19 protein-coding genes and 1 tRNA gene are annotated in these 20,579 nt (G+C 63.3%); 9 read left to right on the top strand and 11 right to left on the bottom strand.

What is annotated here, in order from left to right; genetic code table 11:
- Nucleotides 1–78 precede the first annotated feature (78 nt).
- Both N5A92_RS13300 and N5A92_RS13295 read left to right on the top strand, forming a co-directional pair.
- A complete protein-coding gene (locus tag N5A92_RS13300) occupies nucleotides 79–417 on the top strand; it encodes an antitoxin Xre/MbcA/ParS toxin-binding domain-containing protein (RefSeq protein ID WP_260903402.1) in 339 nt (112 codons plus the stop codon).
- A 1-nt stretch (nucleotide 418) separates the two neighbouring features.
- A complete protein-coding gene (locus tag N5A92_RS13295) occupies nucleotides 419–985 on the top strand; it encodes an RES family NAD+ phosphorylase (RefSeq protein WP_260903401.1) in 567 nt (188 codons plus the stop codon).
- 77 nt (nucleotides 986–1,062) lie between these two features.
- Here N5A92_RS13295 and N5A92_RS13290 read toward each other — a convergent pair whose 3' ends face one another.
- From N5A92_RS13290 to N5A92_RS13280, 3 genes are all read right to left on the bottom strand, one after another.
- The gene (locus N5A92_RS13290; RefSeq protein WP_260903400.1) at nucleotides 1,063–2,670 is read right to left on the bottom strand and encodes a carboxyl transferase domain-containing protein; all 1,608 of its coding nucleotides are present in this window, start codon (nucleotides 2,668–2,670) and stop codon (nucleotides 1,063–1,065) included.
- 71 nt (nucleotides 2,671–2,741) lie between these two features.
- Nucleotides 2,742–3,905: an isovaleryl-CoA dehydrogenase gene (locus N5A92_RS13285; RefSeq protein WP_260903399.1), complete on the bottom strand. Its 1,164-nt coding sequence runs from the start codon at nucleotides 3,903–3,905 to the stop codon at nucleotides 2,742–2,744.
- Between the two features lie 16 nt (nucleotides 3,906–3,921).
- Nucleotides 3,922–4,518, bottom strand: a complete 597-nt coding sequence (locus tag N5A92_RS13280) for a TetR/AcrR family transcriptional regulator (RefSeq protein WP_260903397.1) — start codon at nucleotides 4,516–4,518, stop codon at nucleotides 3,922–3,924.
- 146 nt (nucleotides 4,519–4,664) lie between these two features.
- Here N5A92_RS13280 and N5A92_RS13275 point away from each other — a divergent pair, with 146 nt between their 5' ends.
- The gene (locus N5A92_RS13275) at nucleotides 4,665–4,901 is read left to right on the top strand and encodes a hypothetical protein (protein ID WP_260903396.1); all 237 of its coding nucleotides are present in this window, start codon (nucleotides 4,665–4,667) and stop codon (nucleotides 4,899–4,901) included.
- Between the two features lie 163 nt (nucleotides 4,902–5,064).
- A complete protein-coding gene (locus N5A92_RS13270) occupies nucleotides 5,065–5,463 on the top strand; it encodes a VOC family protein (RefSeq protein ID WP_260903394.1) in 399 nt (132 codons plus the stop codon).
- 66 nt (nucleotides 5,464–5,529) lie between these two features.
- On the opposite strand, the gene N5A92_RS13265 is transcribed toward N5A92_RS13270, so the two are convergent.
- The 4 genes from N5A92_RS13265 to N5A92_RS13250 form a co-directional block, all read right to left on the bottom strand.
- Nucleotides 5,530–6,651: a pyridoxal phosphate-dependent aminotransferase gene (locus N5A92_RS13265; protein WP_260903391.1), complete on the bottom strand. Its 1,122-nt coding sequence runs from the start codon at nucleotides 6,649–6,651 to the stop codon at nucleotides 5,530–5,532.
- Between the two features lie 415 nt (nucleotides 6,652–7,066).
- A complete protein-coding gene (locus tag N5A92_RS13260) occupies nucleotides 7,067–8,026 on the bottom strand; it encodes a tyrosine-type recombinase/integrase (RefSeq protein ID WP_260903390.1) in 960 nt (319 codons plus the stop codon).
- 392 nt (nucleotides 8,027–8,418) lie between these two features.
- Entirely contained in the window at nucleotides 8,419–9,462 is a 1,044-nt protein-coding gene (locus N5A92_RS13255) for a porin (RefSeq protein WP_260903389.1), read from the bottom strand.
- A gap of 165 nt (nucleotides 9,463–9,627) precedes the next feature.
- Nucleotides 9,628–9,718: transfer RNA gene (locus N5A92_RS13250), tRNA-Ser, on the bottom strand.
- A gap of 498 nt (nucleotides 9,719–10,216) precedes the next feature.
- On the opposite strand from N5A92_RS13250, the gene N5A92_RS13245 reads away from it, so the two are divergent.
- Nucleotides 10,217–11,236: a porin gene (locus N5A92_RS13245; RefSeq protein WP_260903388.1), complete on the top strand. Its 1,020-nt coding sequence runs from the start codon at nucleotides 10,217–10,219 to the stop codon at nucleotides 11,234–11,236.
- Between the two features lie 75 nt (nucleotides 11,237–11,311).
- Here N5A92_RS13245 and N5A92_RS13240 read toward each other — a convergent pair whose 3' ends face one another.
- Complete coding sequence (locus N5A92_RS13240; protein ID WP_425248573.1) at nucleotides 11,312–12,214, bottom strand: alpha/beta fold hydrolase; 903 nt, start codon at nucleotides 12,212–12,214, stop codon at nucleotides 11,312–11,314.
- A gap of 13 nt (nucleotides 12,215–12,227) precedes the next feature.
- Nucleotides 12,228–14,234, bottom strand: a complete 2,007-nt coding sequence (locus N5A92_RS13235) for a lytic transglycosylase domain-containing protein (protein ID WP_260903624.1) — start codon at nucleotides 14,232–14,234, stop codon at nucleotides 12,228–12,230.
- Between the two features lie 303 nt (nucleotides 14,235–14,537).
- Here N5A92_RS13235 and dapA point away from each other — a divergent pair, with 303 nt between their 5' ends.
- Complete coding sequence (gene dapA, locus N5A92_RS13230) at nucleotides 14,538–15,419, top strand: 4-hydroxy-tetrahydrodipicolinate synthase (RefSeq protein WP_260903386.1); 882 nt, start codon at nucleotides 14,538–14,540, stop codon at nucleotides 15,417–15,419.
- Nucleotides 15,420–15,444: 25 nt separating this feature from the next.
- Complete coding sequence (smpB, locus tag N5A92_RS13225; RefSeq protein WP_260903385.1) at nucleotides 15,445–15,918, top strand: SsrA-binding protein SmpB; 474 nt, start codon at nucleotides 15,445–15,447, stop codon at nucleotides 15,916–15,918.
- A 90-nt stretch (nucleotides 15,919–16,008) separates the two neighbouring features.
- Here the strand turns inward: smpB and N5A92_RS13220 are convergent, their stop codons facing one another.
- Nucleotides 16,009–16,662 carry a uracil-DNA glycosylase gene (locus tag N5A92_RS13220; RefSeq protein ID WP_260903380.1) on the bottom strand — a complete coding sequence of 218 codons (654 nt, stop codon included), beginning with the start codon at nucleotides 16,660–16,662 and terminating at the stop codon, nucleotides 16,009–16,011.
- Between the two features lie 263 nt (nucleotides 16,663–16,925).
- Complete coding sequence (locus tag N5A92_RS13215) at nucleotides 16,926–17,510, bottom strand: LabA-like NYN domain-containing protein (RefSeq protein WP_260903378.1); 585 nt, start codon at nucleotides 17,508–17,510, stop codon at nucleotides 16,926–16,928.
- Nucleotides 17,511–17,809: 299 nt separating this feature from the next.
- Between N5A92_RS13215 and rpoZ the strand changes: the two genes are divergently transcribed.
- Together rpoZ and N5A92_RS13205 are read left to right on the top strand one after the other, a co-directional pair.
- Nucleotides 17,810–18,205: a DNA-directed RNA polymerase subunit omega gene (gene rpoZ, locus N5A92_RS13210; protein ID WP_260903376.1), complete on the top strand. Its 396-nt coding sequence runs from the start codon at nucleotides 17,810–17,812 to the stop codon at nucleotides 18,203–18,205.
- Nucleotides 18,206–18,325: 120 nt separating this feature from the next.
- Nucleotides 18,326–20,575 (top strand): RelA/SpoT family protein, encoded by a 2,250-nt coding sequence (locus N5A92_RS13205; RefSeq protein WP_260903375.1) that lies wholly within the window; start codon nucleotides 18,326–18,328, stop codon nucleotides 20,573–20,575.
- The last annotated feature ends 4 nt before the right edge of the window (nucleotides 20,576–20,579 follow it).

Raw genomic sequence — 20,579 nt, 5'->3', positions numbered from 1 at the left:
TGAGCCTGAAACTCGCTCACAACGAGAAGGGCGAGGCTGAAGAAGAAGTTTGGGATAACTAATGCTAAGAAATATGAAATGAGTAGCGCCCTAGCACAAGTATTGGATCGCATATCGCAGAAGGGAGCGATCAAGCTGATCGACGTGGCGAACATGCTTGACGTTCGCCCCGAGACGGTTTCTCGGTGGAATCAGGGAAAAGCATATCCGCACAGAGACACAGAGAAACTTCTTCTGGAACTCGAATACATAGTTGATCAGCTTGGTGATTTCTACGAACCAAACGATGCACGTCGCTGGATTTTTGCTCGTCAACGGTTTCTTGATGGGGAATCCCCAGCAGATCTTATCCGTGTGGGACGCATTGATGACGTTCTCTCGTTGGTCCAAAAGATGAGAGACGGTGTCTACCTTTAACATGAGCAGAATACGTCGCGTCCACGATCCGGCCCTACTTGATACTTTGGCTAGTTTGCCGCAAGAGCGGTTCTCAGGGGAAGTCTTCCGTGTAACACCAATGAATAAGGATCCCACCGCATTTTCTAACAATGGTGGTCGGTGGGCTCCCGAACCGAGCGGGGCGGCGGCGGTCCAGATTCTGTATACGAGTTTGGAGAAAGAAGGAGCTCTTGCCGAGGTAGTTTCCTATCTGCTTCTCCAGAATCCCACCCCAACCAAGCCTCTTTGTTTACATCGCCTGCGCGTCACTACGAGCAAAACACTCCGGATTATTCGTGCAGAATTTGCATCGCTGGGCATTGAGGAACCTCGATATGAGGAACGGAATTACGGTCGCACCCAAGAAATAGGGGCGGCTGTAAGTTTCCTTGAGTGCGATGGCCTAATAGCTCCTTCCGCCCGCTGGCCATGCGATAATCTTATGATTTACGGTGATAATCACAGTTTGGATGAAACTCTTGAGCCTATCGATTCAGAAGTCATCAATTGGTTTGACTGGGCCCGAGAAAAAGGGCTTCATTCCTGACGGGCTCACTAGGGTTTGATTCTGAACTCTTTGGATGTCGCTTCAGCTCTTAGTAGCTCTGCTTAACTCAAGCCTCCTCACATCCGAAACACCCCAAACCGCGTCTCCTCCACCTCCGCATTCAGCGCCGCACTCAGGCTCAACCCCAACACCTCCCGCGTCCTCGCCGGGTCCACAATCCCATCGTCCCACAGCCGCGCGCTTGAATAAAGCGGGTGCCCCTCGCGCTCGTACTTCTCCAGGATCGGCGCCCTGAACGCCGCTTCCTCCGCCTCGCTCCACGTCCCGCCCTTCCTCTCGATGCCCTCGCGCTTGACGATGGCGAGGACCGTTGCCGCCTGTTCGCCGCCCATCACGGAGATGCGCGCGTTGGGCCACATCCACAGGAAGCGGGGGGAGAAGGCGCGGCCGCACATGCCGTAGTTGCCGGCGCCGAAGGAGCCGCCGATGATGGCGGTGATCTTGGGCACGCGGGCGGTGGCGACGGCGGTGACGAGCTTGGCGCCGTCGCGGGCGATGCCGCCGGCCTCGTATTTTCTGCCGACCATGAAGCCGGTGATGTTCTGCAGGAAGATGAGCGGGATCTTGCGCTGGCAGCACAGCTCTATGAAGTGGGCGCCCTTGAGCGCGGATTCGGAGAAGAGGACCCCGTTGTTGGCGATGATGCCGACGGGGATGCCGTAGAGGTGGGCGAAGCCGGTGATGAGGGTGGTGCCGTAGTTCTGCTTGAACTCGTCGAAGGCGGAGCCGTCGACCACGCGGGCGATCACCTCGCGCACGTCGTAGGGCTGGCGCGTGTCCTCGGGGATGAGGCCGTAGATCTCGGTGGGGTCGTGGAGGGGTGGAATCGGTTTTTGAAGGTCGAGCGCTATGGTCTTCTTGCGATTGAGGTTTTTGACGATGCGGCGGGTGATGGCGAGCGCGTGTTCGTCGTCAAGCGCGTAATGGTCGGCAACGCCTGAGAGGCGGGTGTGGACGTCGGCGCCGCCGAGCTCCTCCGCCGTCACCACCTCGCCGGTGGCGGCCTTCACCAGCGGCGGGCCGCCGAGGAAGATGGTCGCCTGGTTCCTGACCATGACGGTCTCGTCGCTCATCGCCGGCACATAGGCGCCGCCGGCCGTCGACGAGCCCATGACGCAGGCGATCTGCGGGATGCCTTTGGCCGACATGTTGGCCTGGTTGTAGAAGATGCGGCCGAAATGCTCGCGGTCGGGGAAGACCTCGTCCTGGTTGGGCAGGTTGGCGCCGCCCGAATCGACGAGATAGATTGAGGGGAGATTGTTTTGAAGCGCGATCTCCTGGGCGCGCAGGTGCTTTTTGACGGTGAGGGGGTAGTAGGTGCCGCCCTTCACCGTGGCGTCGTTGACGACGATGACGCATTCGCGGCCTTCGACGCGGCCGACGCCGGCGATCATGCCGGCAGACGCGATGTCGCCCTCATACATGCCGTAGGCGGCGAACTGGCCGATCTCCAGGAAGGGAGCGCCGACGTCGAGCAGGCGGGCGAGGCGCTCGCGCGGCAGGAGCTTGCCGCGGGCGGTGTGGCGGGCGCGCGCTTCCTCGGAGCCGCCGCTCTCGACCGTGGCCGCCTTTTCGGCCATCTCGGCGACCAGCGCCTTCATGCGCGCGGCGTTGGACTTGAAGGCGTCGGAGGCGGGGGAGATCTGGGATTTTATGACGGCCATGGCTTCCTTGCTCGGGCAGGGGCGGCGGGATCATGCGTGCTCGCCATGCATAGGGCATTTCGCGCGCCGGATCAGCCCGCTTCTCCGACAATCTCCCGGCCGATGAGCCAGCGCCTGATCTCGGACGTGCCGGCGCCGATCTCGTACAGCTTGGCGTCGCGCAGGAGGCGGCCGGTGGGGAACTCGTTGACGTAGCCGTTGCCGCCGAGGAGCTGGATGGCGTCGAGCGCCGTCTGCGTGGCGTTTTCGGCCGCATAGAGGATGCAGCCGGCGGCGTCCTTGCGGGTGGTCTCGCCGCGGTCGCAGGCCGCCGCCACGGCGTAGACATAGGCGCGGGTTGCATTGAAGCGGGTATACATGTCGGCAAGCTTGCCCTGGACGAGCTGGAAGGCACCGACCGGCTGGCCGAACTGCCTGCGCTCCCTGACGTAGGGCACGGCGACGTCGAGCGCGGCGGCCATGATGCCGAGCGGGCCGGCGGCCAGCACCACGCGCTCGTAGTCGAGGCCGGACATCAGCACCTCGACGCCGCGGCCTTCCTCGCCGAGCACGTTGTCGAACGGCACCTCGACATTGTCGAAGACGAGCTCGCCCGTGTTGGAGCCGCGCATGCCGAGCTTGTCGAGCTTTTGGGCGACGGAGAAGCCGGCCATCTCGCTTGTCACGATGAAGGCGGTGATGCCGCGGCCGTCTTCCCGCGCGTCCGTCTTTGCATAGACGACCAGCGTGTCGGCCTCGGGGCCGTTGGTGATCCACATCTTGGAGCCGTTGAGGACGAAGCGGTCGTTCTTTTTCTCGGCCTTCAGGCGCATGGACAGGACGTCGGAGCCCGCACCCGCCTCCGACATGGCGAGCGCGCCGACGGTCTCGCCGGCGCACAGGGGAGGCAGGTACTTGGCCTTCTGCTCATCAGTGCCCCAGCGACGGATCTGGTTGACGCAGAGATTGGAATGGGCGCCGTAGGAGAGGCCGACGGAGGCGGAGGCCCTCGAGATCTCCTCCATCGCCACCACATGGGCGAGATAGCCGAGGCCGGAGCCGCCATGGTCTGGCTCGACGGTGACGCCGAGGAGGCCGAGCGCCCCCATCTCGGCCCACAGATGGGCGGGGAAGTCGTTGCTCTCGTCGATTCCGGCCGCCAGCGGAGCAATCTTCTCCTGGGCGAAGCGGTGCACCATGTCGCGCAGCGCCTCGATCTCATCGCCGAGGCCAAACCCGAGTGTCTGCGTGAACATCGCCAAATTCCTCCCGTCAGGCTGGCGCGCCGACAAGGCGCAGGGTCATGGTATGATAGGTATCGGCCACTTCCTCGACGGAAAGGCGTTCGCCGGGCCGAAACCAGACGATGACGCCGGTGATCATCTGGATGATCGCCATGGCGGTGAGCGCCATATCCTCGATGCGGAAGGTGCCGGCATCGGCGCCGGCGCGCAGGATCTGCCGCAGTTCCTTCTCATACGTCGCGCGCAGGCGCAGGATGTGCGTCAACCGCTCGTGCGACAGGCTTCTGAGCTCCATGTTGCTGACATGGGTGGAATGCCGGCGTGCAACGTGGAAGCGGATGTGGTTTTCCACGAAGGCGGAAAGTTGTGCGGCGGCATTGCCGGAGGCGGGGCGTGCGGCCTCCCACGAGGCGATGAGCCCCTCCATATGCGTGCGCATGAGGGTGTAAAGCAGGTCTTCCTTGGTGGGGAAATAGCGGTAGAGGGCGGCCGCCTGCACGCCCACCTCCTCGGCGAGCTGGCGCATCGACACCGCCTCGAACCCGTGCCGCGCCATGAGCCGCAGGGCCGCTGCGTGTATGGCGGCCTTGGTCTTCTCGCCGTCGGAACCCGCGGTGCGTGCCATGGCCGATGCTCCTTCGCATTAATTAATAGAACGTACGTTTAATTATGGCAAGGCGGCACTTCGTGGCGCGCATGTTGCAGAACGGGAACCTCATGCCATCAACAGCATTTCTCCTCGAGTTCAATAGGCAGGAAGGGGAGATTGCGATGGCACTGACGAGGGAAGAGGTAGAAAGTATCCTGGGGCCGGTGGACAACGCGCTGCTGGCCGAACTCGCGACCACCGGCGCCAGCGACCGCGAGCTGGCCGAGGCGCATGCCTGGGTGATGAACGACGAGGCGCTGGTGAACGACTTCCGCCCTATGCCCACGGGCAAGGTGGCGGAGCTGGTGGAGATCCTGCACCGCCAATTCGGTCCGGGCGGCGAGGAGGACATGGGGTAGGGGCTGCGTACCGGTTTGGATGCGCAAGGGATGCGCTAAATGCTTGGAAGTGCGCATCGGCTTTCCGAATATTGATTCCGATAACCGGAGAGTGGATGCTGCAGGTCGCGCTAGGAGATGTTCCACATCCTGGCCGCACGCGAAACAGTTCAGGAGTGATCCGTTGCCCGCTTCGACCGTCCGCCGCACCATGTATAATATCGTTGCCGACGACCTGCCGGCCGTGCGCGATTTCTACGCGACGCTTCTGGATATGGAGGTGATCTACGAGGCCGAGTGGTACACCGTTCTGGTGCCGCGCGAGGGGCCGCGGCTTGAGCTGGGTATCATCGCCCGCAACAGTGACGTGACCCCGCCGGCGGCCGCCCGCCCGCCTGGCGGCGGCTATCTTACACTGATTGTCGATGAAGTGCTCGTCGCCTTCGAGCAGGCGAAGGCAATGGGGGCGGAGATCATCGAGCCGCCGACCGACCTCTTCTATGGCCAGCGGCGCATGCTGTTGCGCGATCCGGCAGGCACGGTTGTCGATATTTCGTCGCCGGTGCCGATGATGACGGCCTGAGGAGGGAATAAGGAGGGGAATAGTGGTGTGATCTCTGGTGCCCCCGAGCAAGATTGTCATTTCTACTCACCACTCACCCACGCGCTGCGCAGCCTCCAACGCCCCACCCAACTCCGCCTCGAACACGGCGATCTCGGCCTCGGGCCCCACGCTCACGCGGATGCAGCGGTCCAGGCCGGGCGCCATGGGTTTGCGCACGAAGACGTCGCGCTTGCCGAGCGCCTCGAGCACCCGCATGGCGAAGGCGCCGTCGCTGCCGCAGTCGATGGTGACGAAATTGGTCGCCGAGGGGAGGGCGGCAAGCCCGTGCGCCTCGGCGATCGCCGTGAGGCGCCGCCGGCAGGCGTCGACCGCGTCGACCACCCATTCAAGATGCGCCCGGTCGTTGAGTGCGGCAAGGGCTGCCGCCTGCGTGATGCGCGTCATGCCGAAATGGTTTCGCACCTTGTCGAAGGCGCGGATCACCTCGGCCTTGCCGATGGCATAGCCGCATCTCAGACCCGCCAGTCCGTAGACCTTGGAGAATGTGCGCATGCGCAAGACGTTGGGCCGCGCAGGCTCGAGCGGCGGCAGAGCGGAGGCAGGAGCGGTTTCGCAATAGGCCTCATCGAGCACCAGCATGGTGGTCTCGGGCAGGGCGGCGATGAAGCGGTCGATCTCGTCCGCCTCCCACCAGGTGCCCATGGGGTTATCCGGGTTGGAGAGGTAGACGATGCGCGCCTCTTCGCGCCGCACGGCCTCAAGCAGCCCGTTCAGGCTCTCCCGGTCGCCCTCATAAGGGACGGTGACAAGCCGCGCGCCGAAGCCTGCCACATGGTAATTGAAGGTGGGGTAGGCGCCGAGCGAGGTGACGACCGGCGTGCCCGGCTCCGCATATTGCCGCACGATGAGGCCCAGAAGCCCGTCGATGCCTTCGCCGACGACGATGTTTTCCGGCGCCACACCGTGGAGGGCCGACAGTGCCTGCCGCAGGTCGTGGCTTTCCGGATCGCCGTATTTCCACACGTCGGGTGCAGCTACCCGCATCGCCTCGACCACCTTTGGCGAAGGGCCGAAGCCGTTCTCGTTGGCGCCCAGGCGGGCGCGGAAGGGTCGCCCGTGATTGCGCTCCTGCGTTTCCGGCCCGACGAAGGGCACGGTCGCGGGGAGGCTGTCGACAAGCGGAGTGAGGGGAGGGCGCTGGGGCATAGGCATTTCGGGTTTTTTGGCGTGGTGGAATGTTTTCTTTAAAGGGTTGGCGCGCCGGTGCAAAGCGGATGCGGCGATTAGGCGACGAGGATGACTCCCGGTCTTTCGTCAGTTTGCCGAGATCTATCCGGTAGGGGCTGAGGTTTTACCCCTCACTTGCGATTTCTAAGGACTTAACTTTGCTAAACCCAAGAAATCGCTTTCTCTCCCGCAAGGGGAGAGATAACGCTTGCATGACCCTTTGCGGCAATCGCCAACGCTGGAGATTTTGCCGAGACGGTGCAATTCGCGCCTATCTCTCCCCTTGCGGGAGAGAAAGTGATTTCAATAACTTAGCCGGAGCGAAGCGGAGGCTAAGTGTTAGAAGTCGCAAGCGAGGGGAACGTCGCCCCCACGGAACGAACCTCATCGCGCCTTAGCCAGCCGCGGCACTTTTCTTCGCAGGCTTCCTGCAGCTCAATTCGAGCACGTCGACGCAAGGGTCGAGGTCGCTTGTCGCCAGGTGAGCGTAGCGCATTGTCATCTGCAGGGTCTGGTGGCCGAGCCACATTTGCACACGGCGCATGTCGATTCCGCCCTGTACCAGTCGGGAGGCGCAGGTGTGGCGCAGCACGTGCGGCACCACCTGGGTATCGCTCCCCAGGCCGACCTCGGCCTTGGCCTCGTTCCAAATGGCACGGAAAGGCGCCTGCTGCAGCATGGCGAAGGGGCCCTTGTGCCCGTTCTTGGGGATCTTTACGGCGCTTTGCGCGCGGGCTGTCATGGGAACGGTGCGGCTGCGTGCGGATTTGGTGATCCAGAAGCTGGCGCGCCCGCCCTGCACGTCGTTCCAGGTAAGACCCAGTGCCTCGCCCAGCCGGCAACCCGTGTCGACCAGGAAAACGCACAGCCTATAGGCATCTTCGCTGCGCGTACGGATGGCAGCGAACAGCCTCTTCTCCTCTTCCATGTCGAGGAAGCGGATCCTCCCCGCTCTCTCTTTCTGCCGCCGGAACTCCGGCAGGCTGTGGATGCACCCCATCTTATACGCCTTCCGCAGCAACTTGCTCAGCGCTGCCATCTTTCTGTTGATGGTCGCATTGCTGTTCCCGCGGGAGCGCAGTTTGCCGATCAGGTCGTCGAGCGTTTCCTGATCGAAGGCGCTGAAGCGCCTGCCGAGCAGCAGCTCATCCAGTTCACCGATGAACGAGGTCACGTTGTATTTGTGTCTTCCCGGCTCCCAGAGAACGTCGCCGAATTTGGCGAAGAGCTCCTTGAGGTTGAACGTATCGACAACCCGCAACGGCGTGCTGCTGAACGTCACCGAATAATCGGCTACCGGGCCCGTGACCCATTCATCGTTGTCGCTGCCAACGGCATGCAGATTCTGAGACATAGTGACCGAGACGCTCTGCTGGAGAAATTATTCAGTATTATCAGCAGGTTATCGCGTAACCGCGGACTGTGTCCGTGGTATGCGACGCATCTCCGTCCTCTTGCAGCCTTAAACTCGTTTGTCTGGCGCCGCCGGCCATAAAGGCCGCTATTTTTTTGACACCAGCCCAGAAATTTTTTGGTGAACCATGGCTGCACTCTTCTGCATTTGCACCGTTCCCCAACGGGAAAAATACAGACCACCCCTTTTTGCACCAAGTCACCATTCAGTCCCCCCTAATGCCCCATCACACGAACTAACGTGTAGTTATATTCCATAACAAGGCTACTTGGGATAGAACGGAGATGCAACGCCCGGTGGCCGAAGCCACCGGGCGCCGAGGTTTGGACCGCTTAGAAGTTGCGGTCGAAGCGGATGAAGCCGCTGAACGTGCCGTCGTCGAAGCTGTCGCCGTCGTTGTAGTTGATTGCGAGCTTGGTGTTGAAGTTCTCGACGAGCGCGTAGTCGATCACCGCACCAGCGGCCCAGTCGTCGTTGCCGGTGAGGTGGTTGTCGGCGAAGTACTGAGCGCCGGCACCGACCGAGAGCCTCTGCGTGGCGGCGAACTTCAGGTAGCCGCCGGCCGACCACTCGTAGCCGCCGCGCGTGACCGAGTAGAAGCTGCTGTCGGACTCATAGGTGCCCAGAAGCTCGAGCGAGAGCTGCTCGGTGGCGTTGATCTTGGCGATCGCCTTGGCGGCCCACTCTTCGGCCGTGGCGTCGTAAGCGGCCCAGACGTTCACAGCGCCCCAGCCCTGGGCTACGCCGATATTGCCGACCACGTTCGGCGTGTAGTCGAGGTTGTCATCAGCCTCTTCAAGCGCCACGGTGACGAAGACGCCGTTGGCGGCATCGAACGTGTAGCGGATGAAGTGGATGGAAGAACCGCCACCGGAATCAAATTCACCCGACAGACCGGCGTCATACAGCGTGTCGCTGTAACCCATGGCGAGGCCACCGAGCGAGATGATCGCCTGCTGCAGGTAGACGCCGCGGGTGATACCCGCACCGACGCTGCTCAGCGGAGCGAGGGCAGGATCGATCGCTGCGAAGTCTGGCGTCGAGATGCCCGAGTAGGAATCAGCGCGGAACTCGATGAAGCCACCAAGAGTGCCGAACTCGGTCTCCGAGCGGGCGTCGATCGTCAGGTCGCCACGGGCAAGCTTGCGCCAGCCGTCGTCGCCCTCGGACCAGTCGATCTGGTAGCGGACGTATCCGCCGATCTTCAGGCAGGTCTCGGTCCCCGGGATGTAGAAGAAGCCTGCGCCGTAGACGTCACAGACGCGGACATATTCCATCGGCTCCGGCTCCGGAACGAAGATGGCATCGGCCGCCTGGGCGCCCGTCGTGGCGGCCATGGCGGCCGCGGAGCCAATGAGAAGGCTCTTAATGTTCATTTTCTGACCTCCAGTCTGAATCGCAGCCGGAGGTCGGAAGTGATTGATTTTGCTTGGAGACAGAATCGGAATGGAGATTCCGCGCTGTCGGAGGAAAGGACGGATTTCGAGGGAAAGGAGCGTTCAAGGGCGGCGAAACGGTCTGGCAGCCCCCTTTGCGAAGGCTGGCGGAGAGGATGGGATTCGAACCCACGAGGCCCTTTTGGAGCCTACTCCCTTAGCAGGGGAGCGCCTTCGACCACTCGGCCACCTCTCCGTGGCAGGCTGGATAAAGAAAAGCGGCGGCACAATCAACATGTCTTGCATGCTTCGCACAGTACAATGAGGCCGCAACGCCCCAGGCGCCTCTTCCACCTTCCGGCCGCGCCGCGAATCGCGCTGGCCACGAAAACGCAGATGGGCGCCCGCCGGTGCAAGTTCAATGCATACGATTCGCCCTTTCGCGTTGCCCGGCGAAGCGAAAAGGGGGTAAATTTCCGGCGCGCATTACCGTAAGCCGCTCCGTAATCTTAAGGATTTATTACCGTAGCCGTTCCAAACGTGGCTTTTGTGCAACAGGTATCGCCGATAGAGTGTGCGTGACGGCACAGGCGCGGCAATCGCGGTTGATCCCCGGCGTGGCGTGAGTAATGTCGCCACAGAAGAAGGAGCGCCGGGGGCGCAACTTTTTCGTAAGTGGGGATGGGGCAGGGAACGCTGTCCTTCAGCAAAAAGCCCAGACCCGTATTTAGAACTTTTGACTGGAGGTCAGAAAATGAACATTAAGAGCCTTCTCATTGGCTCCGCGGCCGCCATGGCCGCCACGACGGGCGCCCAGGCGGCCGATGCCATCTTCGTTCCGGAGCCGGAGCCGATGGAATATGTCCGCGTCTGTGACGTCTACGGCGCAGGCTTCTTCTACATCCCGGGGACCGAGACCTGCCTGAAGATCGGCGGCTACGTCCGTTACCAGATCGACTGGGACGAGGAAGACGACGGCTGGCGCAAGCTTGCCCGTGGCACGCTCACCGTCGACGCCCGCTCGGAGACCGAGTTCGGCACCCTCGGCGGCTTCATCGAACTGCGCGCCGACACCCAGAGTGGCATTAACGGCATCTTCAACGATGCTGGCGACCCGGATAATTTCGTCCGTCTGCAGCAGGGCATCATCTCGCTCGGCGGCCTCGCCATGGGTCTCAGCGACACGCTGTACGACGCCGGCCTCTCCGGCGAGTTCGATAGCGGCGGCGGCGACCGTGCCCACTTCATCCGCTACACCTTCGATGCCGCCAACGGCGTCTTCGTCACCGTGGCGCTCGAAGAGGCCGACTACAACGAGGACTACACGCCGAACGTGGTCGGCAACCTCGGTGTCGCTCAGGCCTGGGGCAGCGTGAACCTGTGGGGCGCTTACGACGCCACGGCCGAAGAGTGGGCCGCCAAGGCGATCGCCAAGATCAACGCCACCGAGCAGATCTCGCTCGAGCTTCTGGGCACCTACGAGTCCGACGACAACTTCTACTCGGTCGGTCATCCCGACAGCGTGGGCGGTTACGAGTGGTCGGCCGGCGGCTACCTGAAGTTTGCTGCCACGCCGAGGCTCTCGGTCGGTGCCGGCGCTCAGTACTTCGCCGACAACCACTTCAGCGGTGCTGACGACTGGGCCGCTGGTGCGGTGATCGACTACGCGCTCGTCGAGAACTTCAACACCAAGCTCGCCGTCAACTACTACGATGGCGACAGCGCCGACGACGGTCACTTCGGCGGCTTCCTGCGCTTCGACCGCAACTTCTAATCTCGGTTAGAAGACAGGCTTGAAAGAACCCGGCGGGCTTGCCCGCCGGGTTTTTCTTTGCTGGTTCCGTTCGCCTTACCGCGCTGCCTTTTCGGCGCGTGCCAGGAAGGCGCTGATGCGGCGTGGCAGGTCGGCCGTCTCCAGAAGTGGCGCGTGACCCTGGCCCTCGACGGTGATCGGCTCGAGGCGCGGGTGCCGGCGCGCCATCTCCGCGAAAGTCTCGGCCGACAGAAGCGCCGAGTTGGCGCCGCGGATCGCGAGCACCGGGATGCCTCCCAGCCCCTCGAATTGCGGCCAGATGGCCGGCAGCGGCAGGCTGAGGTCTATTTCCCGCAGCGTCTTGACGAGGCGCGGGTCGTAGTCGGCCGTAAGGCGGCCGTTTTCCGTGCGGTAGAGGGCCCGCGTGTGGCGTTCCCAGTCCGCCTTAGAAAGTGCGGAGAAGGCCTGCCCGTGCGTCGCCTTCTGCAGGCGGACGGCCTCCTCGATGCTCTGCGGCTTCGGCGCGTTCTCCAGATAGCTGCGGATATGCGCCAGCCCCGCCCCCTCGACGACAGGCCCGATATCGTTGAGCACCGCCGCCTTCAGCGCCGCCGGCCGCATTGCCGCCAGCGCCATGATGATGAGCCCACCGCGCGAGGTGCCGAAGAAGGTGGCATATTCGACGCCCAGCACCGTCAGCCCGGCGGAAATATCGGCGGCCTCGGTCGCAATCGTGTAGTTGCGCCAGTCGCGGTCATACTCCGACCGGCCGCGCCCGCGATAATCGAAAGCGATGACCTGGCGCGGCGTCTTTTCGTTGCCTGAGAGTGCAAGGGCAAGGGCGTGAAAATCGCCGGCGTTGCGCGTCAGGCCGGGCAGGCAGACCACGGGCGGCCTGTCGTCCTGCCTATTGCCGTAGATGCGGGCGTGCAGCCTCAGCCCATCGTTGGACGTGTAGAAAAAATCGGAAAAACCGTCCCCCAAAGCCCCGCTCCCCATCCGTGTCGGCTCTTCAGCGTCCCTCCACCAGATCCTTCTCGATGTCGAAGCGGCCGGTCAACCGCATCTTGTAAACCTGATAGTTCTCCATCACGCGCTGCACGTAGTGACGCGTTTCGGTGAAGGGAATACGTTCGATCCAGTCTACCACCTCGTCGATGGGCGCGCCGCGCGGGTCGCCGTAGCGCTTGATCCATTCCTGGGCGCGGCGCGGGCCGGCATTGTAGCCGACGAAGGTAAGAATATAGGAGCCGTCGAAGCGGCCGAGCTGTTCGCTGAGGTAGGCCGAGCCGAGCGTTGTGTTGTAGCCGGCATCGGTGGTGAGCCGGGGGGCGGAGTAGGCGAGGCCCGCTTTCCGCGCCATGGCCTTGGCCGTCCCCGGCATGAGCTGCAGAAGCCCGCGCGCGCCGGCGCTGGAAACCGCACCCGTGTTGAACTCGCTCTCCTGCCGCGCAATGGCGTAGGCGAGCGCCTTGCCGGCGTCCGAGACGGAAGCGCTTGCCGGTATGGCGCCCACCGGATGCGCCAGCATGCCGATCTCCAGGCCGCGGCTGGCGGCGGCCTTGCCGATGCGCAGCGCCAGGTAATGGTTGTCACGGCTCTCCGCCATCGCCGCCAGAAGCGTCAACTCACCGGTGCTCGAAAGCTCCTCGGCAAGATCGCGATAGAGGATGCCGGCATAGCGGTACTGATCGGCCGCCTCCAGCCGCCGGATCGCCTGTACGATCCTGCGTCCGGCAAACTGTCGGCGCTCCAGGTCCGTCGGCTCCGGATGGGCGGCGTCGAGGATGGAGCGGTCGAGCTTGGCGGCGGCGAGCTGGCCGTAGAAGGCGGTGCCATAGGCAGCGGCCTGTTGATAGTAGCCCTCGGCGTCTCCGGGCCCGCCCGCCTCCGCCGCCCGGCCAAGCCAATAGAAGGCACGCGCGCGGGAAATCGGCCCGTCGGCGATGTCGGCGATGCGGGCGAAATGGCGGGCGGCAGTCTCGGCATCGTCAAGGTAGCGCAGCGCATACCAGCCGGCATGGAATTCCGCATCCGCTTTGCTTGTCCGGCTTCCACCGACATGGGCGGCGGCGATCCGGTAGGCTGTTTTCGCCTCGCCGATATCCAGGAGCTCGCGCGACAGCACTCGCCGCTCGAACCACCAGACGTCCGGATCGACCAGCTTCGCAACGTCCCGCGGGGCCGACCGCATCACCTCCGCTGCCTCGTGGAACTTCCCGGTCCTGCGCAGATAGCGCGCCTTGGCGAACACGTAACCGGCCGTGCGTTCGCTCTCCGGCACCGCGTCGAGCAGCTTGCCCGCCTCGCGCTGGTTTCGGATGACGGCTGCCCATGCGCGGGTCAGCGCCTCGCCGCCGGCGCGTTTCGCCACCCGTTCCGCCGAGCGTATGCGGTCACCGTACAACATGCGCTCCATCCGGTGGCGGTGGTCCGCCGCCGGTATCACGCCGCCGAATTCCTTCAGGATCGCCATTTCCTCCTTCAGCTCCAGCTTTTCGCTGCGCCAGAAAGGGGAGAGCACCGCGCCGCGGGCCGCCTCTTCGTCGCCAAGGGCGGTATGCGCGCGGGCGAGCGCTATGGTTCCTTCATAGGTGGCGGGGCGCTTGCCGCCAAAGGCGGCAATGACCTCGCTGGGGGGCAGGTTCTCGCGGTAGAGTGCGCGTTCACTGTTGGCGCGCAGCCGCGCCATGCCGGGCCAGCCGGGAAGGGCTTCTGTGATCTCGGCGATCTCCCGGCTGCGCACGCCCCTGGCATTGGAAAGGGCGATGGCCCAGCCCATGATCGCGTGATCGAGAGACCTCTCCTTAAGCGCTTCGCGGGTCCTTCTGGCGGCCGAAACGTCCCCTTTGGACAGCGCTTGAAGGCCCTGTTTCAACAAGGCCAGGTCCCCTTGCGGATTGAGGATACCGGTGACGAAGGGAAGCGAGGCGGCCATCGCCGCCTTGTCCAGCGGCGCATAGGGGCGCGGCGTGGGCAGCGGTGCCTCGCCAGGGAGACTTCCGGCCTGCGCCCCCATGCCCAGTGTGGAAAGCCCCAGTGCCAACGCCGTCAGCGCCGCTTTCGTCTTAAACAACTCTGCCACCCAACGATCCCACGAATGCGCAGATATTCTTACCCAATCCTATTTTGAGGGCAGTGAAAAGCGCGTTAAGGAAGGGTTATCGGGCATGATGGCTCTGTGCCAATAACCATTCGCTAAGCGGTTCTTGCGGGCTTAGCGTGGCAACACTATGGTGCCGCGCTCCATGATCGGGTAGAAGCCCGGTCGGCGGCCCGTCGAAGGGGGTGCGCCGGGAGCACAATCGAGGAGTTTCGGGAAATGTTCAGGGGTTCCATCACAGCGCTCGTGACGCCGTTTCGTCAGGATGGAAGCCTGGATAAAGACGCCTTCCGCGCGTTTGTCGAATGGCAGATCGAGGAAGGCTCGAAGGGCCTCGTGCCGGTGGGCACGACGGGTGAATCCCCGACACTGACTCATGAGGAGCACCGCGAAGTGGTGCGGCTTTGTGTGGAGGCGGCGGCTGGCCGCGTCCCCGTCATCGCCGGCGCCGGCTCCAATTCGACGCGCGAGGCGATCGGTTTCGTCGAGCATGCGGAAAAGGTGGGGGCGGATGCAGTGCTTGTCGTCACGCCCTATTATAACAAGCCGAACCAGGAGGGCCTTTACGAGCACTTCGCGGCCGTGGCGCGTGCCACCAAGTTGCCGATCCTCATCTACAACATCCCGCCGCGCTCGGTCATCGACATGACGCCCGAGACGATGGGAAGGCTCGCCGCCGATTTCAAGAACATCGTCGGCGTCAAGGATGCCACCGCCAAGGTCGACCGCGTGTCGGAGCAGCGTCTTACCTGCGGCAAGGACTTCATCCAGCTTTCCGGCGAGGATGCCTCCGCACTCGGCTTCAACGCCCATGGCGGCGTCGGCGCAATTTCGGTGACCGCCAACGTGGCGCCGCGGCTGTGCTCCGAATTCCAGGAAGCCACGCTGAACGGCGACAAGGAAAAGGCGATCGACCTGCAGGACCGTCTGATGCCGCTGCACAAGGCACTGTTCATAGAGCCGGGACTTTGCGGCGCGAAATATGCGTTGTCGCGCCTTGGAAAGGTGGAGAACACCGTCCGGCTGCCGCTCGTGACCGTGGAGGCCTCGACCGCCGAGAAGATCGACGCGGCGATGGTCCACGCCGGGCTGATGAACTGACGGCGCCGGCGCGCATTCCCCCTTCATGGCCAAAGACAAGAACCCAAACATCAAGACCGTTGCCGAGAACCGCAAGGCGCGTTTCGCCTATGAGGTGATGGACACGCTGGAAGCGGGCCTCGTACTGACCGGCACGGAGGTGAAGTCGCTGCGCGAGGGGCAAGCCAACATCCAGGAGTCCTATGCCTCCGTGGAGGGCGGCGAGCTCTGGCTCATCAATTCCTACGTCCCTGAATACTTCGCCGGCAACAGGTTCAACCACGAGCCGCGCCGGCGCCGTAAGCTCCTGGTTTCCAAGAAGGAGCTCGCCCGCATGGCCCAGGCTGTCGACCGCGAAGGCATGACCATGGTGCCGCTGAAGCTCTACTTCAACGAGCGCGGCATCGCCAAGCTGCAGATGGCGATCGCCCGCGGCAAGAAGCTGCACGACAAGCGCGAGACCGAGAAGAAGCGGGATTGGGCGCGGGAGAAGGCGCGGCTGTTGAAGGAGAAGGGGTGAAAGTAAGGGGGTGAATAGTGAAGACGGGGTGTTCTGTTCGGAGGGCAGAAGTATTTCCCTCACTACTCACTACTCACTACTCACTACTCACTACTCACCCAAAAACTCCCTCACTCTCCGAAACACCTCCACGAACATCTCCTCCGTCAGCCTACCCGTGTTCGTGTTGTACCTCGAGCAGTGATAGCTGGAGAAGATGTGGATGCCGCCGGCGTCCTGCACGGCGCCGTGGGCGAAGGGGAGGGCGCGGACGGGGAGGCTTAGCGCGCGCACCGTCGACTGGTGGGCGATGGTGCCGAGCGTGACGATTGCCTCGAGATTGGTGAAGCGCTCGAGCGTGGGCGTGAGATAGTGCTTGCGGCAGGTGTTGATCTCGCTGCCCACTGGCTTGTTCTCCGGCGGCACGCAGCGCACGGCGTTGGTGATGGCCGCGTCGACGAGCTCCAGCCCGTCATCGGGGCGTGCATCGAAGGTGCCGTGCGCGAAGCCGAAGCGGGTCAGCGTCTCGTAGAGAAGCGTGCCGGCGAAATCGCCGGTGAAGGGGCGGCCGGTTCGGTTAGCGCCGCGCAGGCCCGGCGCAAGGCCGACGATGAGGAGCCGCGCATCATCGTCGCCGCCAGCCGGCGCGAAGGTGGGCACCGGCGCGTTGAACCATGCCGGCTCGCGTTCGCGCCAACCGGCGATGAAGGCGCCCAGACGCGGGCAATGGGAGCAGTCCCGGGGCGGCTCGGCGTCAGTCCGCATTTCTGACACTCCTTGCTCCCTGCGCCAGCCGAGAATGGCGACAGAGTAGGAGAACGGCGCGGCGCGATGTGGTCGATCGCCCAAGCCATTCGACGCACACTGTCACCATTCTCGGCTGGCCCGAAGGGTCGCGTTCTGGCGGCCGCCTACGGGCGAAAGCCGCTTGAACGTATGCCCGATACGCCCTGCGCGCCTTTTACCCGCATCCGTCTCGCCACAATGCGACGCAGGGCGCAAGGAGTGTGAGAAATACGGGCTAGGGCTCATTCGGCGTCGTTGGGCTCGAAATCGTGCGGCTCGTTGCGGCGAATGGGACGTTCGGACGGGTCACGCCCGATGTCTGCCTGCAGCGAGGCGAGGTCGATGTAGGTGTCCGCCTGCCGGCGCAGCTCGTCGGAGATCATCGGCGGCTGCGACTGGATGGTGGAGACGATGCTCACCTTACGCCCCTTGCGCTGCAAGGCCTCGACCAGCGTGCGGAAATCGCCGTCGCCGGAGAACAGCACATAATGGTCCACCACGTCGACGAGCTCGAGCGCGTCGATCGCCAGCTCGATGTCCATGTTGCCTTTGATCTTCCGGCGGCCGGTGGAATCGGTGAACTCCTTGGCGGGCTTGGTCACCACCTTGTAGCCGTTGTAGTCGAGCCAGTCGATGAGCGGACGGATGGAAGAGTACTCCTGATCCTCCACCAGAGCGGTGTAATAGTAGGCGCGGAGCAGATAGGCACGCTTTTGGAAGCTGGAAAGCAGCTTGCGGTAGTCTATGTCAAATCCGAGAGCGCGTGATGTGGCGTAAAGATTCGCGCCGTCGATGAACATAGCGATCTTTTCGCGTGGATCGAACATGGTACAAATATCCTTCGTGGCAATCGGCTGCGCAGGAATAGCTCGTGGCGCCACTTAACACAGCCGGCGCCGAATGGTTCAGATATCCGTTGACATAGTGCGGACTTGTAATCATGCCAATGCAAATTAGTTATAGTGGGTGAAAAATTATCAAGCTTGCGTGAATGTCGATCCGGCATGACAGGCAGATGAGGCGGCGGCTCGTCGCATCTCGCATGGAAGCCTTGTATTTTGCATCCGGAAAAGCTAATGACCCCGCAGGTTTTCCCGCAAGTTTTGTGCAATGAAAGGGGCAGACAATGGCCCGTGTCACCGTTGAAGACTGCATTGACAAGGTCGAGAACCGCTTCGACCTCGTGCTCCTCGCCAGCCACCGGGCGCGCCAGGTCTCCCAGGGCGAGCAGATCACCATCGACCGCGACAACGACAAGAATCCCGTCGTGGCGCTGCGCGAGATCGCCGAGGAGACGCTGTCGCCCGGCGACCTGAAGGAGGCGCTTATCCACTCCCTGCAGAAGCATGTGGAGGTGGACGAGCCGGAGGCCGACCTGCCGGTCATCGCCGACCAGCCCGAAGCCGCGCCGGAAGCCGAGGCATCGGAAGAGGAAAGCGTGTCCTTCGACCGCATGAGCGAGGAAGAGCTGCTTGCCGGCATCGAGGGGCTCGTGCCCCCGGAGAAGAGCGACGATTTCTGATCGTCCGCACGGCCCGCGCTCTTTCGCGGCGGTCCGCACAGGCCTATCCTGCCGATGCAACGTCGATATGCGCCGCGTGGCTGACGCGGCGCATGTTTTGTGTATGAGGAGAAGCCGCCCATGATGCGTCAGTACCAGCTTGTCGAGCGCGTGCAGCGCTACAAGCCTGACGTCAACGAGGCGCTCCTGAACAAAGCCTATGTCTATGCCATGCAGAAGCATGGCCACCAGAAGCGCGCCTCGGGCGATCCTTATTTCTCGCACCCGCTCGAAGTCGCCGCCATCCTCACCGACATGCATCTGGACGAGTCGACTATCACGGTGGCTCTCCTGCACGATACCATCGAGGATACCTCGGCCACCCGCGCCGAGATAGACGAATTGTTCGGCCCCGATATCGGCCGCCTCGTCGAGGGCCTGACCAAGCTGAAGAAGCTCGACCTCGTCTCCACCAAGGCCGCACAGGCGGAGAACCTGCGCAAGCTGCTGCTGGCCGTCTCCGAGGATGTCCGCGTGCTCCTCGTCAAACTGGCCGACCGTCTGCACAACATGCGCACGCTCGACCACGTGCCGGTGCACAAGCGGCTGAGGGTCGCCGAGGAGACTATGGAGATCTATGCGCCGCTGGCCGGGCGCATGGGCATGCAGGACATGCGCGAGGAGCTGGAGGAACTGGCTTTCCGTTATATCAACCCGGAGGCCTTCCACGCGGTCACCGAACGGCTTGCCGACCTTCTGGAGCGCAATCGCGGCGTCATCTCCGAGATCGAGGAGGCGCTCGCCAAGCTTTTCGAGAAATACAAGATCAAGGCGACGGTGAAGAGCCGCCAGAAGAAGCCATGGTCGGTGTTCCGCAAGATGGAGACCAAGGCACTCTCCTTCGAGCAGCTTTCCGACATCTTCGGCTTCCGCGTCGTCGTTGACACCGTGGACGACTGCTATCGCGCGCTGGGAGCCATCCATTCCACGTGGTCGATGGTGCCCGGGCGCTTCAAGGACTACATCTCGACGCCCAAGCAGAACGACTACCGGTCGATCCACACCACCATCGTCGGGCCGTCGCGCCAGCGCGTTGAGCTGCAGATCCGCACCCGCGAGATGAACACCGTCGCCGAATACGGGGTTGCCGCGCACTCGCTCTACAAGGATTTCGGCTCCAAGCCCAACGGCCCCGGCCACCGGATCTCCAAGGACACCAATGCCTATGCATGGCTCAGGCACACCATCGAAGCGCTGTCGGAGGGCGACAATCCGGAAGATTTCCTGGAGAACACCAAGCTGGAGCTGTTCCAGGACCAGGTATTCTGCTTCACGCCCAAGGGCAGGCTGATCGCCCTGCCGCGCGGCGCCACGCCCATCGATTTCGCCTATGCGGTTCACACCGATGTCGGCGACACCTGCGTCGGCGCCAAGGTCAACGGCCGCATCATGCCCTTGATGACGGAACTGAAGAATGGCGACGAGGTGGAGATCATCCGCTCCAAGGCGCAGGTGCCGCCGGCGGCCTGGGAATCGGTGGTGGTGACCGGCAAGGCGCGCTCGGCGATCAGGCGCGCCACCAAGAATGCCATCCGCAAGCAGTATTCCGGCCTTGGCGCGCGCATTCTGGAGCGCGCCTTCGAGCGCGCCGGCAAGACCTACGCCAAGGATGCGCTGAGGCCGGTGCTGCACCGGCTTGCCCGCAAGGACGTGGAGGACGTGCTGGCGGCCGTCGGGCGCGGGGAACTGTCGTCGCAGGACGTCGTCCATGCGGTCTTTCCTGATTACAAGGACGAACGCGTCACCCAGAGCCCGAAGGCGCGTGAGGAGGGCTGGTTCAACCTGCGCAATGCCGCCGGCATGCTGTTCCAGATCCCAGGCCGCTCTTCACGGCGCAGCCGCAAGGACAAGGGCAAGGACGGGCCTGCCGCCGGCGAAAACGGAGCGCTGCCGATCCGGGGTGTGTCGGGTGACCTGCCGGTGCGTTTCGCCCCGGAGGGGGCGGTGCCGGGCGACCGCATCGTCGGCATCCTGCAGCCGGGCTCCGGCATCACCATCTATCCCATCCAGTCGCCGGCGCTGACCGCCTTCGACGACCAGCCGGAGCGCTGGATCGACGTGCGCTGGGACATCGACGAGAACATGAAGGAGCGCTTTCCCGCGCGCCTTTCGATCACCGCCATCAACGAGCCGGGGTCGCTTGCCAGCATCGCCCAGGTGATCGCCACCAACGACGCCAACATCCACACGCTCTCCATGGGGCGCACCGCACCCGACTTCACCGAGATGATCTTCGATCTCGAGGTCTGGGACCTGAAGCACCTGAACCGCCTTGTCTCCCAGCTCAAGGAGACGGCCTGCGTGAGCGACGTGCGCCGGGTGAATGGGTAGCGGA

The sequence above is a fragment of the Chelativorans salis genome (assembly GCF_025336525.1).
In the GTDB taxonomy this organism is placed as follows: Bacteria; Pseudomonadota; Alphaproteobacteria; order Rhizobiales; family Rhizobiaceae; genus Chelativorans; species Chelativorans salis.
The sequence above is the reverse complement of the archived record's forward strand: the minus strand, read 5'-3'. Positions and strand labels throughout refer to the sequence as shown.

Excerpts from the sequence above, each read along its gene's own strand:
- N5A92_RS13255 (WP_260903389.1), bottom strand. The coding sequence starts at position 9,462 with ATGAACATTAAGAGCCTTCTCATTGGCTCCGCGGCCGCCATGGCCGCC.
- N5A92_RS13235 (WP_260903624.1), bottom strand. The coding sequence starts at position 14,234 with ATGGGGGCGCAGGCCGGAAGTCTCCCTGGCGAGGCACCGCTGCCCACG.
- dapA (WP_260903386.1), top strand. The coding sequence starts at position 14,538 with ATGTTCAGGGGTTCCATCACAGCGCTCGTGACGCCGTTTCGTCAGGAT.
- N5A92_RS13295 (WP_260903401.1), top strand. The coding sequence starts at position 419 with ATGAGCAGAATACGTCGCGTCCACGATCCGGCCCTACTTGATACTTTG.
- smpB (WP_260903385.1), top strand. The coding sequence starts at position 15,445 with ATGGCCAAAGACAAGAACCCAAACATCAAGACCGTTGCCGAGAACCGC.
- N5A92_RS13290 (WP_260903400.1), bottom strand. The coding sequence starts at position 2,670 with ATGGCCGTCATAAAATCCCAGATCTCCCCCGCCTCCGACGCCTTCAAG.
- N5A92_RS13205 (WP_260903375.1), top strand. The coding sequence starts at position 18,326 with ATGATGCGTCAGTACCAGCTTGTCGAGCGCGTGCAGCGCTACAAGCCT.
- rpoZ (WP_260903376.1), top strand. The coding sequence starts at position 17,810 with ATGGCCCGTGTCACCGTTGAAGACTGCATTGACAAGGTCGAGAACCGC.
- N5A92_RS13280 (WP_260903397.1), bottom strand. The coding sequence starts at position 4,518 with ATGGCACGCACCGCGGGTTCCGACGGCGAGAAGACCAAGGCCGCCATA.
- N5A92_RS13220 (WP_260903380.1), bottom strand. The coding sequence starts at position 16,662 with ATGCGGACTGACGCCGAGCCGCCCCGGGACTGCTCCCATTGCCCGCGT.
- N5A92_RS13285 (WP_260903399.1), bottom strand. The coding sequence starts at position 3,905 with ATGTTCACGCAGACACTCGGGTTTGGCCTCGGCGATGAGATCGAGGCG.
- N5A92_RS13275 (WP_260903396.1), top strand. The coding sequence starts at position 4,665 with ATGGCACTGACGAGGGAAGAGGTAGAAAGTATCCTGGGGCCGGTGGAC.
- N5A92_RS13240 (WP_425248573.1), bottom strand. The coding sequence starts at position 12,214 with ATGGGGAGCGGGGCTTTGGGGGACGGTTTTTCCGATTTTTTCTACACG.
- N5A92_RS13260 (WP_260903390.1), bottom strand. The coding sequence starts at position 8,026 with ATGTCTCAGAATCTGCATGCCGTTGGCAGCGACAACGATGAATGGGTC.
- N5A92_RS13265 (WP_260903391.1), bottom strand. The coding sequence starts at position 6,651 with ATGCCCCAGCGCCCTCCCCTCACTCCGCTTGTCGACAGCCTCCCCGCG.
- N5A92_RS13300 (WP_260903402.1), top strand. The coding sequence starts at position 79 with ATGAGTAGCGCCCTAGCACAAGTATTGGATCGCATATCGCAGAAGGGA.
- N5A92_RS13215 (WP_260903378.1), bottom strand. The coding sequence starts at position 17,510 with ATGTTCGATCCACGCGAAAAGATCGCTATGTTCATCGACGGCGCGAAT.
- N5A92_RS13245 (WP_260903388.1), top strand. The coding sequence starts at position 10,217 with ATGAACATTAAGAGCCTTCTCATTGGCTCCGCGGCCGCCATGGCCGCC.